The following is a 14807-nucleotide window of genomic DNA, read 5'->3' on the forward strand; positions in this document are numbered from 1 at the left end:
GAAATGGTGGATTTTTGCGAAGCTGCGTAAGGGATGGTAGTGGAAATCCTTTCTGTCATTATCAAATCGTCTTTCGTAGACCAATGTTGAATGACAAAAAGATTGTAGCCCTTCGACTCCGCTCAGGATAGACTACCAGCCCGACCCGAGCGGTCGGCCCTTCGAGAGCCTCAGGATGACAGCGGTGGCGAGGGATACGCCCAAATTATAATAAATGATGATGAATGATAAATGATAGACTATGAATTTTAAAGTGATGATTGGGATTGGATTGGTAAATTAATTTTTTGTAAATTTGTAGTCTTATTTAAAATTGGGGTTGACTGGTTTCGACAGCAAGGCCAATGGGTAAGTAAGCATGCAGAGAACCGTAGCGCGATCTCTTAAATCCCTTGCTACAAACTTTTAACTGGCAACGAAGAGTTCGCTCTTGCAGCTTAATCCGAAGTTTAGTAGGATCCAGCGCTTTCCCGAAGATAGTAAGGAAGCAAGATGTCTCACAAACGCTCTGTTCTGCGGCGTTTGATCCTGGGGCATAGCAATGCAGAAATAAGGTTTTGGGCACTTCGACCAAGATTCGAAAATCTCAGAAGATAAGGTTTAGGTTGGGTGTTTGCTCTCTGCCTGGGCTCGAAAATCAATAGCGAAATAAGCATGTAGAAATCTTATGTATTGCTTGTTTGGACGAGGGTTCGAATCCCTCCAACTCCACTTTACATAAAAGGATTTAATTCCTTTAACAACAAAAACACTCATCATCATTGATTTTGAGTGTTTTTTATTTTTCATCCATTTTCATTTTTTATGGTGATTGGAATTAATAGATTAAATTTACAAAAATTAAGTGTTTGAGTGCAATTAAAAGAAATAACGTTGTCGTAAGTGGAAGCGGCGAAAATGTAATGATGTTTGCACATGGTTTTGGTTGCGATCAAAACATGTGGCGTTATGTCTATCCATCTTTTCAGAAGGATTATAAAATTGTACTGTTCGATCACGTTGGTGCAGGAAATTCTGATATTTCTGCCTATTCATTCAAAAAATATGATAAACTCGAGGGCTATGCTGAAGATATTGTAGAAATTGCCAGAGAATTAAATCTTAAAAATGCAATTTTTGTCGGACATTCTGTAAGTGCTGTGATGGGAATCATTGCAACTGGCATGGCGCCTGATATTTTCAAAAGTCTAATTCTCATCAGCCCTTCCCCATCTTATATTAATGATGAGGATTATGTTGGCGGGTTCAGCAAATCGGAAATTAACGAATTGCTTGAGTCTTTGAACAACAACCATCTTGGCTGGTCCATGGCTATGGCTCCAGTTATAATGGGCAATCCCGAAAGAGTAGAGCTTGGAAATGAATTAGCAAACAGTTTCTGCAAAACGGATCCTGAAATCGCTAAACATTTTGCAAAAACTACTTTTTTGACGGATAAACGCGATATATTGAAACATACAAAAATCCCTGTTCTCATCCTTCAGTGCAGCAGTGATGTGATAGCACCTGTGGAAGTAGGCCATTATATGCACGATCAAATCCCCGACAGTAAATTGGTAGTAATGAAGGCTACCGGACATTGTCCTAATTTAAGTGCTCCCGAAGAAACCATCTCTGCCATCAGCAATTTTTTAAATGATTAATAACCGAGCAAACTCTTTCACTGAAGATTTTGACGATTTTTTCGAATCGTCCTTGAATGGTTTTATCATTACAGATGGCGAAGGAAGGATCGTAAGAATTAATAAACGCGCTACAAATTGGCTCAATAGCGACTCTGAAAAATTTCTGGGAAAACGTTTTTCTGATGTCCTATCAATAGGCGGGAAAATCTATTTTGAAACACATCTTTGGCCTCTGCTTCGTATGCAGGGATACTTTGACGAGGTAGCGGTAGAACTTGTAGATTCAGGAAGTGGAAAAATTCCAATTTATATAAATGGCTACGAGAGAAGAGACGACAACAGTAAGCCAACATCTATGTGCTTTACTTTGTTCCGAGCTGCAGACAGGCGTTTATATGAGCAAAATCTTCAAATAGCCACGCAACTTGCCGAAACAAATTTGAATATTGAAAAACAAAATGCCATAATCCGCGAACAGTTTATTGCAGTATTAGGCCATGATTTACGAAATCCGCTTAGCGGTATCATGAGCGCCACACAATTACTCGAACGATTGGACTTGGGTGATCGTGAAAGGAAAATGGTCAATATTTTGAAAATCAGCTCCAAAAGGATGCACGAAATGATCGATAATATTATGGATCTTGCACGTGGCCGCTTGGGTGGCGGAATTACCATAACTCCAATACCTGTAGATTTGGAAGAACTGCTTAATCAGGTAAGTGACGAATTAAAGATAACCTGGCCGGAAAAAATAATTGAATCCAACTTCAACATTCATAATCTTGTAGATTGCGACCCAGCAAGGATGTCACAATTGGTTTCCAATCTGCTTGCCAACGCCATCACTCACGGTGCTCCTGATAAACCTGTACATTTTAAAGCTGGAGTGCAAGGTGATTTCTGGGAAATATCTGTATCCAATCAAGGTCTGCCAATTCCAAAAGATGCTTTGCAAAATCTATTTCATCCTTTTCACAGAGAAGATTCTCACTCCAGCCACAACGGTTTAGGTCTGGGACTATATATTGCTGCCGAAATTGCAAAAGCTCATGATGCAACCCTAACGGTTACTTCCGATGAAAAGCAGACCTGTTTCACATTTCAAAAAAAATAACCTGCTGAATCAGCAAGTCATTTCTTGTATTTTTTATTTAAACTGAATTATTTCCTCGAAGAACTATTCTTAATAATCATATAAGACAATCCCAATCCAATGCCTGCCAACAAAGCCAACTTCGTCTTTCTGCTCGGAACTGGCAAACTGGTTTCGCCGTAGATCCTATGGGGTTTTGGAGATGGCCACATAATGTTTCCAGGTGTCGGGTCTGCATTTTTGATTTTCATCATTGTGCGCATTGCTGCAGACGCAGTGTTAATAATTGTTTTTGGAAAAATACCGTACAGATTTTTGATGATAAGCGATTGGATATCTGGAAACAATCCTTTTCTTGGATTTTTTGCTAATTCAACGATTTTTGCGGCTGTGTCCCTCGGGTCGGCTGCGAAAGGTGGTACTTTGAAATCCAATCCAGAGAATTTAGCAGAGTGTGCATTTCCCGTCGAACGTTGGATTTGAGGAAATAGATTGCAGATATGAACATTAGCAAAATCAGAAATTTCACCTTGCAAACCTTCCATCATCCCACGGATTCCGAATTTTGTCGAGGAATAAACTGCACTGTAAGGCGCCGGCATAAATCCACCAATCGAAACATTATTAATTAAAATCCCTTCCTCTTGTTTTTTGAAAATCGGAAGGACGCTGTATGCGCCGTGCATATAACCGAAAAGATTAGTTTTAATGACCTGCTCATTGATTTCCATTGGGATTTCTTCGAATTTCCCGCTGGACATCACACCTGCGTTATTCACCCAAATATCAATTCTTCCGTTGAATTGCAACGCTTCTTCTGCTAGTTTTTGCACTTCTTCTGCTACAGAAACATCGGTTTGAACGCCTAATGCGATAGCTCCCAAATCTCTGCAGAGACTTACGGTTTCGTCCAAAGCTTCCTTTCCTCGCGACGCAATTACGACATTACAGCCTTCCAATGCAAATGCTTCCGCGGTCGCTCTTCCTACCCCACTGCTTCCGCCTGTGATGACGACTGTTTTTCCTGCTAGACTTTTTTCTATAATATGATTTGATTCCATAGTCCTGATTTTGAAAATTTATTTTAATTAATAAAAATTTATAACTCATTAGCAATCAATTCTAATACCATATGACAAAGCCCAAATATTAAAACCCACAAAAACAAGCTTTTAAAAAAAAGGCACAGAATATGTATAGTGTAAAATCAAATAAACAAAAAAAATAAAAGTTATGAGAAGTCTATTATGGTTAGTAGCAGTGATTTGTATTATAGTCTGGCTACTTGGAATGTTAGGAGTTGTACCAGGAATGGCTACAGGAAATTTGGTACACGTTTTATTGGTAATCGCAATCATTGTGGTGTTATTTAATATCATCTCAGGACGTAAGCCTTTGGATTAAATCTATCCCAACTGCATTTGCAAAACTACTGTAAATGAAAAAATTTAAAACCCACTTCTTCGTGGGTTTTTTTGTTGTCTTAATTTTATTGAGTTCTGACTTTTATCATCAGTCACTCAAAAGATAATGCTTTATATTTGTATTAATATTCAGCATTGAAAAGTCTATTTACCTTTTTCATCATTCTCACCATTGCATTGCGTCCGCTGATGCCATTAATGGATTATGCGGTAAACTATGATTTCATCAACAAAAATCTCTGCGAAAACAAAGCGAAACCAGAATTGCTTTGCAACGGAAAATGTTATTTGAAAAAGGAAATCGCGAAAGCATCCGGCAATCAAACTAAAAATGATTCTCGAATCAACATTTCCGCTCTGGCAGACACTTTTATCATTAATGACACCTTTGTTTTTTCATCTAATCATTTTAATATAATTGAAAACCTGAAAATCAATTCCGAGTTTTCTGATTCTTATAATTTTTCTCTATTCTCAAAAATTTTCCATCCGCCGTTGGTTTGATTTTAATATTCTAATTCTCTTCTATAAGAGTAATTTTTTAAATTTCATTAAAGTTAAAATCAACATCAAATGAAAACATTCATTTTCACGATACTCCTTTCTGTATCTGCATTTTCCTGCGCTCAAGAAACACCAAAGGTCAAACACGTTTCGAAGATGAAACCTGCAACAGACCTCAAAAATGTCAAAGTCGTCAACGCCGAAGACCCAGTCTGCAAAATGAAAACAGCAGATTATCTGAAAGATACCGCAGACTACAAAGGAAAAAAGTACGGTTTTTGCAGTGACCATTGCAAAGCGGAATTCAAAAAGAATCCTGAGAAATATGCCCAAAATGCGAAATAAGAAACCAAAACAAACCAACAAGAACAAAATCCTGATTCCGATTGTTGTTTTAGCTTTGATTTTTGTAACGATTGGCGCCGGAATGAGCTATTTCAAAAAGAGCCTTTTCACCGTGATGAAAGTTCCTGATTTTGAACTGACAAATCAAAACAATCAGAAAATCAGCAACAAAGATATGCTTGGCAAAGTCTATCTGGTAGAGTTTTTCTTCAGCAAATGCCCAACGATTTGTCCCGTGATGAATTCCAATATGAAACACATCGAGGAAACCATCAACGACAAGAATTTCGGAATCATCTCCATCAGCATCGACCCGACGAATGACACGCCAGAAGTTTTGAAAAACCACGCCAGAATGCTTGGAACCAAATCGCCGAACTGGCATTTTTTAACAGGAAACAGAGATTACATCGATAACTTGGCAGACCAGTTCAATATTTATGTCGGCGAGAAGGAAGACCAAGCGGAAAGCCTGAACCACAGCGGAATGATAGCACTCGTAGACCAGGAAGGAAATCTCCGTTCCAGATTCGATGAGAACAACAGCCCGATTTTATACTACTCTGGCTTGAATTATGAAGACCCAGAAGGTAAGACAACTTCGCTCACCGGAAAATACCATCCAGACCGTGAGAAGTTGATAGAAGACATTCGAAAATTATTAAAACAATAAAATGCTGACGGCGGTTGGCTTTTTGCTACTAGCTTTTCGCATTTAAAAATTTAAATATTAATCTAAATCCAATATTATGAAAATCAAGAAATTATTTCTCGCAAGCGCGCTTTCTGTAGCCACTTTTGCGACGGCACAATTCAAGCAAACGCCTTTGCCTTACGCCTACAACGCTTTGGAAGGTTCGATTGACGCAGAGACGATGGAAATCCACTATTCCAAGCACGCCGCGACCTACGTTTCCAACCTGAACAAGGCCATCGCCGGAACACCATTGGAAAAAGAAAGCATTACCAAAATCCTTTCCCACATTTCCAAAGAAAGTCCAGCCGTGAGAAACAACGCCGGTGGACACTACAACCACGAGTTATTCTGGACCGTTCTAACGCCTGAGAAAAACACGCAACCATCAGCAAAATTAACGAAAGCCATCAACGAATCTTTTGGAAGTTTGGACGCTTTGAAGGAAAAATTGAGCAAAGCTGGCGCAGACCGTTTCGGTTCCGGTTGGGCTTGGTTGGTCGTGACGGCTGACAAAAAACTGGCGGTAACTTCCAGCGGAAATCAGGACAATCCATTGATGGATATTGCTGAGGTCAAAGGAACGCCAATCTTGGGCATCGATGTTTGGGAACACGCGTATTACCTGAAATATCAAAACAAAAGAGCCGATTATTTGACCGCATTCTGGAACGTCACCAACTGGAAAGAAGTGAGCAAACGCTACGAAGAAGCTACAAAATAAGCCCTCCTTGAAATTAATTTGCAACATATTCCTCATCCTTTATCTGGTGTGCAAACCCGCATTTCCACTGGCGGAATATGTTGTAAATTATAATCAAATCCAAGTTCTGTGCGTCAACAAAGCGCGACCGGAACTCAATTGCAACGGAAAATGCTACCTCGGAAAAGAACTGGCAAAATCCAGCGAATCCGATTCGTCACCACTTTCCAAAGGCAAAAACCAAGTCCAAAAAGTATTGGATTTCTACATTCCGACTGAGATTTTCAAAGCCTCAATCGAACACAATTTTTCCCTCCCAAACCTGACTTTCACGTACAAAACAGGTTACACCTTCCTTTTTCTGAGCCATATTCTCAGACCCCCAATTTTTTAGTTGAACATATCAATCATTTGGGCGATTCCCTCTCCGACGCTAGTCCAGCACCTCGGGTCGGGCTGTCCACTACTATCTTTTTGTCTTGCCACATTGAGTCTATAAAACGACGTTTGGTCAAAAGACAAAAAGGATATCCGCTACCATCCCTATCGCGGGATTCGGTATAAAATCAACGTTTCAACTAAAAAATCAACAATGAAAATTTATAAATTCTTATCATTATTTCTTATTGCCTTTACCTTAATCACAATCTCATCTTGTTCCAACAACGATGATGATGATATCCAGAACACAGAACCAGGAAATCTCCAACTCAAATTCGAAAACGGATTCAACAATCTTGGAAACATCGTCCTGACTCAAACCACGCAAACTTCATCAAACGGACAAAAACACCAATTTTCCACTTTGAAGTACATCATCAGTAACATTTCTCTCATCGATGAAAATGGCAACGAGTTCAAATATAATTACAACAATCCAGACAAAGGCGCCTTCATCATCAATCAAGCCGAAGCAAAAGGCGGAATCGTCTACGCCAACCTTACCGAAATCCCAAAAGGGAATTACAAAAAAATCAAACTCGGATTGGGAATTAGTCCAACTGCTTACTTGATTGGGCAAGACGGACAAGGGATTTTCTGGGAAAAAGCAAAACAGGAAGGAATGGCTTGGTCGTGGTCAGCCGGTTACATTTTCGCAAAGCTTGAAGGGAAATACGGAACATCTTCCGCCGACACAGAATTTATGAACCACACCGGAAATATGGGCGATACAACCATCAACGGAACTGCCGACCTTTACCGAGAAGTCGTTTTGGATTTGCCAACAACCGCGAGAGTCAGCAAAGACATCACACCATCGATTCATATTCTGGCAGATTTCAACCAATATCTGAGTGGACAAACCGCTTTGACATTAAACCAAGCCAACCAAATGGCGATGGGAAGTAGTCCGCATCTGGTAAGCGTGAGCAACAACTTAATCCAAATGTTCAAGGTTGACCACGTTCATAATGACTAATCCATTTCAACAATTCCAGAGAGGCCGATTCCGTTCTCTTTGGATTTTCCTTGTTTTCATTTCAGGAATTTTAACGTCTTGTTCCAACGAAATTGAAGGCGAAGTTTTCGAGGAAGACAAACTTTACAATCTGGAAATCCCAACTTACTTTCCGGCTTTGGCTTTTGATACGGATAAAAATCCGGTCACAGTCAACGGCGTTGCGCTGGGAAAGAAATTATTTTACGAAGGAAAATTGTCCCGAAACAATACGATTTCCTGTGGATTCTGTCACATTCAGGAATATGCTTTCACGCACCACGGACATCCCGTCAGTCACGGCATAGACGACAAATTGGGAATGCGAAATGCGCCCGCAATTCAAAATATGGCTTGGCTGAAAAATTACACTTGGGACGGCGTGAGTCATAATTTGGATGAACGTTCGTTAGTTCCCATCACCACAGATTTTGAAATGGACAGTTCGATTCCGGAAGTGATTTCGAAGTTAAGTGCAGATGCGAATTATAAAAAAATGTTCAAATCGGCTTTTGGTGATGACCAAATTAATGGCGAAAGAATCCTGAAAGCTTTGTCACAGTTTATGGTCACAATGGTTTCCGCAGATTCCAAATATGACCAGGTCAAAAATGGAAAAGCGAGTTTTACGAATGAAGAATCTCAGGGAAAAACTTTATTCGAAAACAAATGTTCAAGTTGTCATTCAGGCGAATTATTCACGGATGAAAGTTACCGAAATACAGGAATGTATTACAATTCGCAATACGATGACCGCGGACGATATCGCGTGACTTTGGATTGGAATGACCATATGAAATTCCGTGTTCCGAGTTTGAGAAACGTCGAATTGACCGCGCCTTATATGCACGACGGCCGATTCTATTCTTTGGAAGCCGTTCTTAATTTCTATTCCGACAATGTGGAAAACCAACCAAACCTCGACCCAATTTTAAAACAAAATGGACACTTAGGAATTGCAATGACGAGCTTGGAAAAACAATACATCATTGCTTTCTTGAAAACCTTGACCGACCAAAATTTCATCACCAACAAAAAATTTGCAGAATAATGAAGAAGCTTATTTTAATTTTATTTTCAATCCTAAATATCTCAATTTCAGCAACGGAAAAAGACAGTCTATATATTCCGAAATATGACACACAAAATATTTTAAAAACTCAGGAATTCTTTTGTGACGCTTGCGGTTGCGGTGCTGGAAATGGTTCTTCGGGCTTCGAATCTTTGTTGAATCCACAATTCATCGGCATCAAATATTTTTCGCAACATTATAAAGCGAAGGAAAATCTCTTCACGAATGAGTTGACACAAGACCAATATTTCAACACGATTCAGATTTGGGGAAAGATTCCGATTACGGAAAAGCTGAGTGTTTATGGAAGTCTGCCATTTCAATTTCACGAGAAGAAGACTTTGCAAGGCGACATCAAAATCAATGGAATCGGCGATGCGAGTTTGATGGGAATTTATCAAATCCTTAATTCTAAAAATACATTTCATCAATTAAATGGAGGATTTGGCGTCAAAATTCCGATTGGTATATTTGATGAGAGAGGAATTTCTGGCGTGAATCCAAGTTTTCAGTTGGGAACGGGAAGTTGGGATTTTCAGTTGGCTCTTAATTATAAATTTCAGAAAAATCTTTTCGCATTGCTCATTAATACAGATTATACGATTAAAACAGAAAATAAAAAATATTATCAATTCGGGAATCAATGGAATTATGCGTTGACTGGATTTCAGCAGATTTGGCGAAATGAGAATAGTATCATCTCAGGAAAATTGGGATTGCAAGGTGAAGTTTATGATTGGAACAAACAGTTTGGCGAAGTGATGCCGAGAACAGCCGGAAGTGCGCTTTACGGAAAAATCGGTCTCGAAGCTTCGTACAAAAAATGGAGCATCGGAAGTGAACTGATGTTGCCAGCTTACACGAATCTTGCAGGCGGAGATATTGAGGCGAAATCGAGATTTGGGTTGTTTGTGAACTTTGGAATTTGATAGATTATAATTTCTCGCAGATTGAGCAGATAGAGCAGATTTAAGATAGCAGATTATCATTAGTAAATTATACTCTTCTTCGTTTGGCTCAGATTGGAAATTAATTTTATATTCACGTTCTTAAAAAAATTCATAAAATGAGTGTTCACATTAGTGCTAAAAAAGGAGAAATCGCGAAAACCGTTTTGATGCCGGGCGATCCATTGAGAGCAAAATATATTGCCGATAATTTCTTGACCGATGCAAAATTGGTAAGCAAAACAAGAAACATTTTCTTTTACACGGGACTTTACAAAGGAAAAGAAATCACGGTTGGCGCCAGCGGAATGGGATTTCCAAGTATCGGAATCTATTCTTTTGAACTGTTCACAGAATATGAAGTGGACACCATCATCAGAATCGGAACTTGCGGTGCTTACACAACAGATTTGAAACTATTCGATATTCTGAATGTAGAAAATGCAGCCAGCGAAAGTACCTATGCAAAATTTGCTTGGGGAATCGAGGACGATCTTGTTTCAAATCAGGGATCTGCTTTTGACAAAATCAATGAAACGGCAAAGGAATTAGGCTTGGAGGCTAAAGCAACAAACATCCACTCCAGCGACATCTTTTACAGAAAAGATCCCGCGGTTCCGGAAATTGCGGTTCGACACAATTGTCCTGCGGTAGAAATGGAAGCTTTTGCTTTGTTTGCAAACGCTCAACATCTAGGGAAAAATGCGGCAACTATTTTGACCGTTTCGGATATTATTCCAACAAAGGAATTCATCTCCGCAGACCAGAGAGAACAAGCCTTGAGAACGATGATGGAATTGTCTCTGGAGACGGCTCTGAAATATTAGTTTTATCAATAATTAAAAATAAAAAAAATGCTTCTGAAAATCCAGAAGCATTTTTCTATTGGTTGAAGATCTTGAATTACTTCTTGATCACTTTCACAGAATTGCTTTCTGTTTCTGAGTTTACTTTCAAGATATAAGTTCCGTTGATCAACTGGCTCATATCCAAAGACGTATTTTTGGTATTATTATTCAGATCATATTTTTGAATCAATTGTCCCGCAACATTGTATACTTCTACATTCTTCAAATTAGAATTTTTAATATTCTGAATCGTCACAAAACCTGAAGTTGGATTTGGATACACTTGGATGCCATTTTGTTTTTGAATATCGCTCACTTCAAGAGTTGCGCAATTGTAAACGTAGATTTCATCTAGATACCAACCCTCTATTCCGTTGCAACCATCAGTTCCCATTTCGAAACGGAATTTGATGTTAGACCCTGAAACTACGCCAATCTTAGAAAGATCGATCACACTCTGTCCCCAACTTCCGCCAAGCGATCCGCCATCTGTCCCCGTAAAAGCACGTTGACCTTTCAAAGGATTGTCATTACTGGAAGTTCCGTCTAAAGTACTGTTATAGCCATTTTGAGAGAATGCTGTAACTGGCAACAAAGTCCATGCACCGCCATTCAAGCTGTATTTAATATTACCTCCATCCCATGTAGATTCTGTAGCAACGTAGTGGTTGAATGCCATCTCGTATTTCCCTCCAGAGAAAGCTGGAATGTTAATCTGCGGACTTTCCAAGCGTAAAATACCGTTTTGAAGATTTGACGCGCAATCACCGTTGATAGGATCTACGGCAAAGATTGCATTTCCGGTTCGGCTTTTTGGCAAATTACCTTTAACGCTCCATTCTCTTGTTTCCCAAGTTGAAGGTTTTGATGCTATGCTGGAAACTGTCCAGTTGCCTAATCCATTTTCCCAATCTTCCTTAAACAATGGATTGGAAGTGGCGCCAGAACATAGATCTGGAACCGCCTTCAGGATTGGCACATAATTACATTGTGCTGCTGGAGACATTCTTAGCTGAACTGCCAAGATCCCATTTTTCACATTTTGAACATCAGCAGAAGTGAATACTTGTCCAGTAAGTCCCGCAGCTGTAGTAGTTGTAGATAATCCCTGAAGATTGACGCCAATAAGATCATTAGCTGCCGCTTCCAAAGCGTCTGCAAAGTTGGAAAAATCACTGGTAGCGGTCAAATAATTCCTTTGAGCTCTCCACCATAGATGTGCTGCTTTTACGAATCCAATACTTGCCATCGTATAGCCATTGTAAGTGCCTCCATCTACGAGAAGTGCATATAAATGATTGGTGACCCCAGAATTGCGGTGAACGCCACCACTGTCTCCAGTTCCACAATAGTAATAAGCAGTATCTAAAACTGATCCTGGATTATTGTTACAGTTAGGATTCCACATATCACGAATCGGCGCTCCAAAAGCTGTAGCGTCCTCACCCATTTTCCAACGGAGAGATTCTGAACATGAAGTGGTAGTTCTTACATTTAAGTTCTCGCCTTCATCTTCATAATTATTCAAAATGTCAATTGTTTCTCCCCAAACATCTGAGTAAGACTCATTGAGCGCGCCTGATTGGTATTGATAAATTAAACCACTCGTATATTCTGTGTAAGCGTGACCCCATTCGTGAGCCACAACATCGTCTGAGGCAGTTCCCGTACAGTAATTAGCTGTTACACCGTTCCAGTTGGCGTTTGGGCAATTGATATTTGGATTATTATTGATGGTGATCATTGAGCTGTCTCCATTGTTAAAAGAGACATATCCGAATGCATTTTTAAAGAAATTATAAACATGTTCAGACGTCACCACTTCATTTCTTTGCCATTTATCTAACGTTCCTGGCAATGCATCGCCTTCTTTCCACTTGAGATTTGAAGCGTTGGTATTCGTCTCATACAATTTTCTATCGATTGGGTGAATTCCTGTAAACTGCTCAACCAATTCTCCTGTATGGGCGTCTATGAAAAGGAACTCTCTGACATCATTTTTATTAGTGACTTCGACTTCGTAAGCTAGATATGAAGTGACCACACCACCTTGAACTAAGTTTTTTGGGAAGATCAAAAGATTATTTTTGCCAATTTCGAAAGGAACATTATTAGTCGTAAGATTCTGTTTTTCAACAAGACCTTTCGCAATACTTGCCGCTTCTGCTGAAGAAATATCTGGTGTAGAATTCACTTTGATATTGGAGATTGAATTACCGTTTACAGAAGTCAATTCCTCTTTTCCATTAAAATGAAATTTCAAGAGTCCATCGTAAACAGGAACACCTTGATGTTGTTGTCTGTAGATGACATTTTTCAGTCCATAATTGTCTGTAATTTCTTCTACAAAAACCAAATCATTGATTGATTTCAAGTTGAAGGCCGCAAAGTTTTCCGACAAGAATTCAGCAGTTTTAGCTTTTGCACCAATAGACTTCAGTTGCAGTGCAGTAGAATTTCCGAAAAGGATAAAATTGGGATTGGATGTGCTGTTACTGATTGTAACGTTGGCATTGGTTTGTTTTTTAAGTTTGGTCAATTGTTTTGATTCCTGAGCGAAACCGTACACATTAACCAAAGCAAAGAGTAAAATTACTGACTTCTTCATTTTTAAAATTTATTGAACGCAAATATACCTAATATATCATGTAAGATTGCTAACGATAAAGATTAAAAATTAAAGAATCACTAAAAGCTCAAACCCGAGACATTCATTTGTAATTGAGCTTTGGTGTCGATGACAATTGTGATGTATTTTTCTGACAGAAGAAATTGCGTTGGTTTCAAGTCCAAAACGTTTCCTTGCAACTTGATGCCTTTCACATATTCCTTGTTGAAGTTTTCGACCATACTTTTTCTGGACGCATTCTCGATGTCCAAAAGTGGAATGCCGTAATCCTTTTCTATCATTCTTCGGATTTTTCCTTCGAACAAAACTGTCAAAGCTTTTTGGAAAAAGTTTTTGGTCTTTAGATTAAAATCTGTGACATTCAGTTTGATCTTATGCTCTTCTGCACTGTAGAATGGTTTTCCTTTGATGAAAGCCGTTCCGTTGACTTCGCCAGTCGTCTGGGCTTCTATCACAATATTTTCTTTTTCGTGATAGACTTTGATGTCTGTAATTTTCACTTTTTTATCCTCGCCACTCATCGCAAATTCTTTATTGAGGAATTGTTGTGTGGCAATTCTCGTGGCTTCATCGAAACTGATATTCGCAGTCGTTTGCAGGTTGAAGATGTTTTGAAGATTTGGATTTAATGTGAAATTAGGAACTGTGTTGACATCTCTCGTTGCAAGCGGAATTTGCCCGACATAGGTTTCGGAATAAAGGTCGATCCCGATGGTCATTTTGATCTTATCTTGAAAAACCTGAAGTGGCGACATATAAGTGCTTTGAGGCGAGATCTTCAACCAAGTGTTGTACTCTTCCGAAACATTGATCGGTTTTGAAAATTGATTCCAGGCCATCACGAGATAAGGCTGAAGGTTGAACTGTGATTTGATCTGCTGATCGATGATGGTCGTAAATTTATTCTGCTGTTCTTTCAACGTACTCTCGATCAAAGGTGCAATCGGGATCTTGATTTTCCCATAATCCAAAACAGGTTTTTGCGTCCATACAAATCCTGCCGTTGTGGTTTTGGTATTCAGTCTCCAATCAGATGACGCCGAAATATTCGTAATGAAATTCATTATCAGATTGAAGTTCGTGTCCTGATAAACATAATACCCGAAAGTTCCATAGCCTTTTTGTGCCCATATTTTCAGCGGAACAGATATCATCAATCGGTTTCCTGTCAACGCTTTTATGGCGATGTTGCCTTGCTTCTCGACTTTCACTTTGAACTGGTCATTGTTGTTGTCTGTGTAGGATTGATCCTCGTACAAAACACCTTTCACAGATTGATTGATCAAACTATTGATCTCCGAAATCGGAAGCGAAACCGGCAAAGTGATATTCGATTTGATCTTTGGCAACGTGTAAACCGGCTCTGCTGATTGGGAAAAAGCAATGAAACTGATCAATAAAAAATATAAGTATGTGAACTTTCGAATTGGATTCATAACTGTTTTAATGAAATTTAAAACGCAAAATTAATGGTTTTATTGA

The 14807-nt window shown here is 39.1% G+C and carries 15 protein-coding genes and 1 other RNA gene; 13 read left to right on the forward strand and 3 right to left on the reverse strand.

What is annotated here, in order from left to right; genetic code table 11:
• Positions 1–315: 315 nt before the first annotated feature.
• The 3 genes from ssrA to IO90_RS00335 all read left to right on the forward strand — a co-directional run bounded on the left by ssrA (position 316) and on the right by IO90_RS00335 (position 2742).
• Positions 316–714, forward strand: a transfer-messenger RNA (tmRNA) gene (gene ssrA, locus IO90_RS18555).
• 134 nt (positions 715–848) lie between these two features.
• Complete coding sequence (locus tag IO90_RS00330) at positions 849–1643, forward strand: alpha/beta fold hydrolase (protein WP_034962803.1); 795 nt, start codon at positions 849–851, stop codon at positions 1641–1643.
• Entirely contained in the window at positions 1636–2742 is a 1107-nt protein-coding gene (locus IO90_RS00335) for a PAS domain-containing sensor histidine kinase (protein WP_034962804.1), read from the forward strand. Before IO90_RS00330 ends, IO90_RS00335 begins: the two co-directional genes overlap by 8 nt.
• A gap of 47 nt (positions 2743–2789) precedes the next feature.
• Here the strand turns inward: IO90_RS00335 and IO90_RS00340 are convergent, their stop codons facing one another.
• Positions 2790–3782 (reverse strand): SDR family NAD(P)-dependent oxidoreductase, encoded by a 993-nt coding sequence (locus IO90_RS00340; RefSeq protein ID WP_034962806.1) that lies wholly within the window; start codon positions 3780–3782, stop codon positions 2790–2792.
• Between the two features lie 172 nt (positions 3783–3954).
• On the opposite strand from IO90_RS00340, the gene IO90_RS18805 reads away from it, so the two are divergent.
• The 10 genes from IO90_RS18805 (at position 3955) to deoD (ending at position 10675) form a co-directional block, all read left to right on the forward strand.
• On the forward strand, positions 3955–4125 hold the full coding sequence (locus IO90_RS18805) for a lmo0937 family membrane protein (RefSeq protein ID WP_034962807.1): 171 nt from the start codon (positions 3955–3957) through the stop codon (positions 4123–4125).
• A 155-nt stretch (positions 4126–4280) separates the two neighbouring features.
• Positions 4281–4649 carry a hypothetical protein gene (locus IO90_RS00350; RefSeq protein WP_034962809.1) on the forward strand — a complete coding sequence of 123 codons (369 nt, stop codon included), beginning with the start codon at positions 4281–4283 and terminating at the stop codon, positions 4647–4649.
• A 69-nt stretch (positions 4650–4718) separates the two neighbouring features.
• Entirely contained in the window at positions 4719–4994 is a 276-nt protein-coding gene (locus IO90_RS00355) for a YHS domain-containing protein (RefSeq protein WP_034962811.1), read from the forward strand.
• Positions 4975–5667: an SCO family protein gene (locus IO90_RS00360; protein ID WP_034962813.1), complete on the forward strand. Its 693-nt coding sequence runs from the start codon at positions 4975–4977 to the stop codon at positions 5665–5667. Before IO90_RS00355 ends, IO90_RS00360 begins: the two co-directional genes overlap by 20 nt.
• Positions 5668–5743: 76 nt before the next feature.
• Entirely contained in the window at positions 5744–6412 is a 669-nt protein-coding gene (locus IO90_RS00365) for a superoxide dismutase (RefSeq protein WP_034962815.1), read from the forward strand.
• 7 nt (positions 6413–6419) lie between these two features.
• On the forward strand, positions 6420–6785 hold the full coding sequence (locus IO90_RS00370; RefSeq protein ID WP_034962817.1) for a hypothetical protein: 366 nt from the start codon (positions 6420–6422) through the stop codon (positions 6783–6785).
• Positions 6786–6983: 198 nt separating this feature from the next.
• Positions 6984–7811: an MbnP family protein gene (locus IO90_RS00375; protein WP_051878137.1), complete on the forward strand. Its 828-nt coding sequence runs from the start codon at positions 6984–6986 to the stop codon at positions 7809–7811.
• Positions 7804–8880, forward strand: a complete 1077-nt coding sequence (locus tag IO90_RS00380) for a cytochrome-c peroxidase (RefSeq protein WP_034962819.1) — start codon at positions 7804–7806, stop codon at positions 8878–8880. The genes IO90_RS00375 and IO90_RS00380 overlap by 8 nt, the downstream gene beginning before the upstream one ends.
• Positions 8880–9830 carry a hypothetical protein gene (locus IO90_RS00385; protein WP_034962821.1) on the forward strand — a complete coding sequence of 317 codons (951 nt, stop codon included), beginning with the start codon at positions 8880–8882 and terminating at the stop codon, positions 9828–9830. Before IO90_RS00380 ends, IO90_RS00385 begins: the two co-directional genes overlap by 1 nt.
• 137 nt (positions 9831–9967) lie before the next feature.
• The gene (gene deoD / locus IO90_RS00390) at positions 9968–10675 is read left to right on the forward strand and encodes a purine-nucleoside phosphorylase (RefSeq protein ID WP_034962823.1); all 708 of its coding nucleotides are present in this window, start codon (positions 9968–9970) and stop codon (positions 10673–10675) included.
• A 76-nt stretch (positions 10676–10751) separates the two neighbouring features.
• Here the strand turns inward: deoD and IO90_RS00395 are convergent, their stop codons facing one another.
• Entirely contained in the window at positions 10752–13304 is a 2553-nt protein-coding gene (locus tag IO90_RS00395) for a M4 family metallopeptidase (protein ID WP_034962825.1), read from the reverse strand.
• An 80-nt stretch (positions 13305–13384) separates the two neighbouring features.
• Positions 13385–14761, reverse strand: a complete 1377-nt coding sequence (locus IO90_RS00400) for a DUF4403 family protein (RefSeq protein ID WP_228374626.1) — start codon at positions 14759–14761, stop codon at positions 13385–13387.
• Between the last annotated feature and the right edge of the window lie 46 nt (positions 14762–14807).

Origin of the sequence: Chryseobacterium sp. FH1 (assembly GCF_000735135.1) — a bacterium.
Lineage (GTDB): Bacteria > Bacteroidota > Bacteroidia > Flavobacteriales > Weeksellaceae > Epilithonimonas.

Coding starts and splice junctions, on each gene's coding strand:
- IO90_RS00335 (WP_034962804.1), top strand. CDS start 1,636: ATGATTAATAACCGAGCAAACTCTTTCACTGAAGATTTTGACGATTTT.
- IO90_RS00340 (WP_034962806.1), bottom strand. CDS start 3,782: ATGGAATCAAATCATATTATAGAAAAAAGTCTAGCAGGAAAAACAGTC.
- IO90_RS18805 (WP_034962807.1), top strand. CDS start 3,955: ATGAGAAGTCTATTATGGTTAGTAGCAGTGATTTGTATTATAGTCTGG.
- IO90_RS00355 (WP_034962811.1), top strand. CDS start 4,719: ATGAAAACATTCATTTTCACGATACTCCTTTCTGTATCTGCATTTTCC.
- IO90_RS00360 (WP_034962813.1), top strand. CDS start 4,975: ATGCCCAAAATGCGAAATAAGAAACCAAAACAAACCAACAAGAACAAA.
- IO90_RS00365 (WP_034962815.1), top strand. CDS start 5,744: ATGAAAATCAAGAAATTATTTCTCGCAAGCGCGCTTTCTGTAGCCACT.
- IO90_RS00375 (WP_051878137.1), top strand. CDS start 6,984: ATGAAAATTTATAAATTCTTATCATTATTTCTTATTGCCTTTACCTTA.
- IO90_RS00380 (WP_034962819.1), top strand. CDS start 7,804: ATGACTAATCCATTTCAACAATTCCAGAGAGGCCGATTCCGTTCTCTT.
- IO90_RS00385 (WP_034962821.1), top strand. CDS start 8,880: ATGAAGAAGCTTATTTTAATTTTATTTTCAATCCTAAATATCTCAATT.
- deoD (WP_034962823.1), top strand. CDS start 9,968: ATGAGTGTTCACATTAGTGCTAAAAAAGGAGAAATCGCGAAAACCGTT.
- IO90_RS00395 (WP_034962825.1), bottom strand. CDS start 13,304: ATGAAGAAGTCAGTAATTTTACTCTTTGCTTTGGTTAATGTGTACGGT.
- IO90_RS00400 (WP_228374626.1), bottom strand. CDS start 14,761: ATGAATCCAATTCGAAAGTTCACATACTTATATTTTTTATTGATCAGT.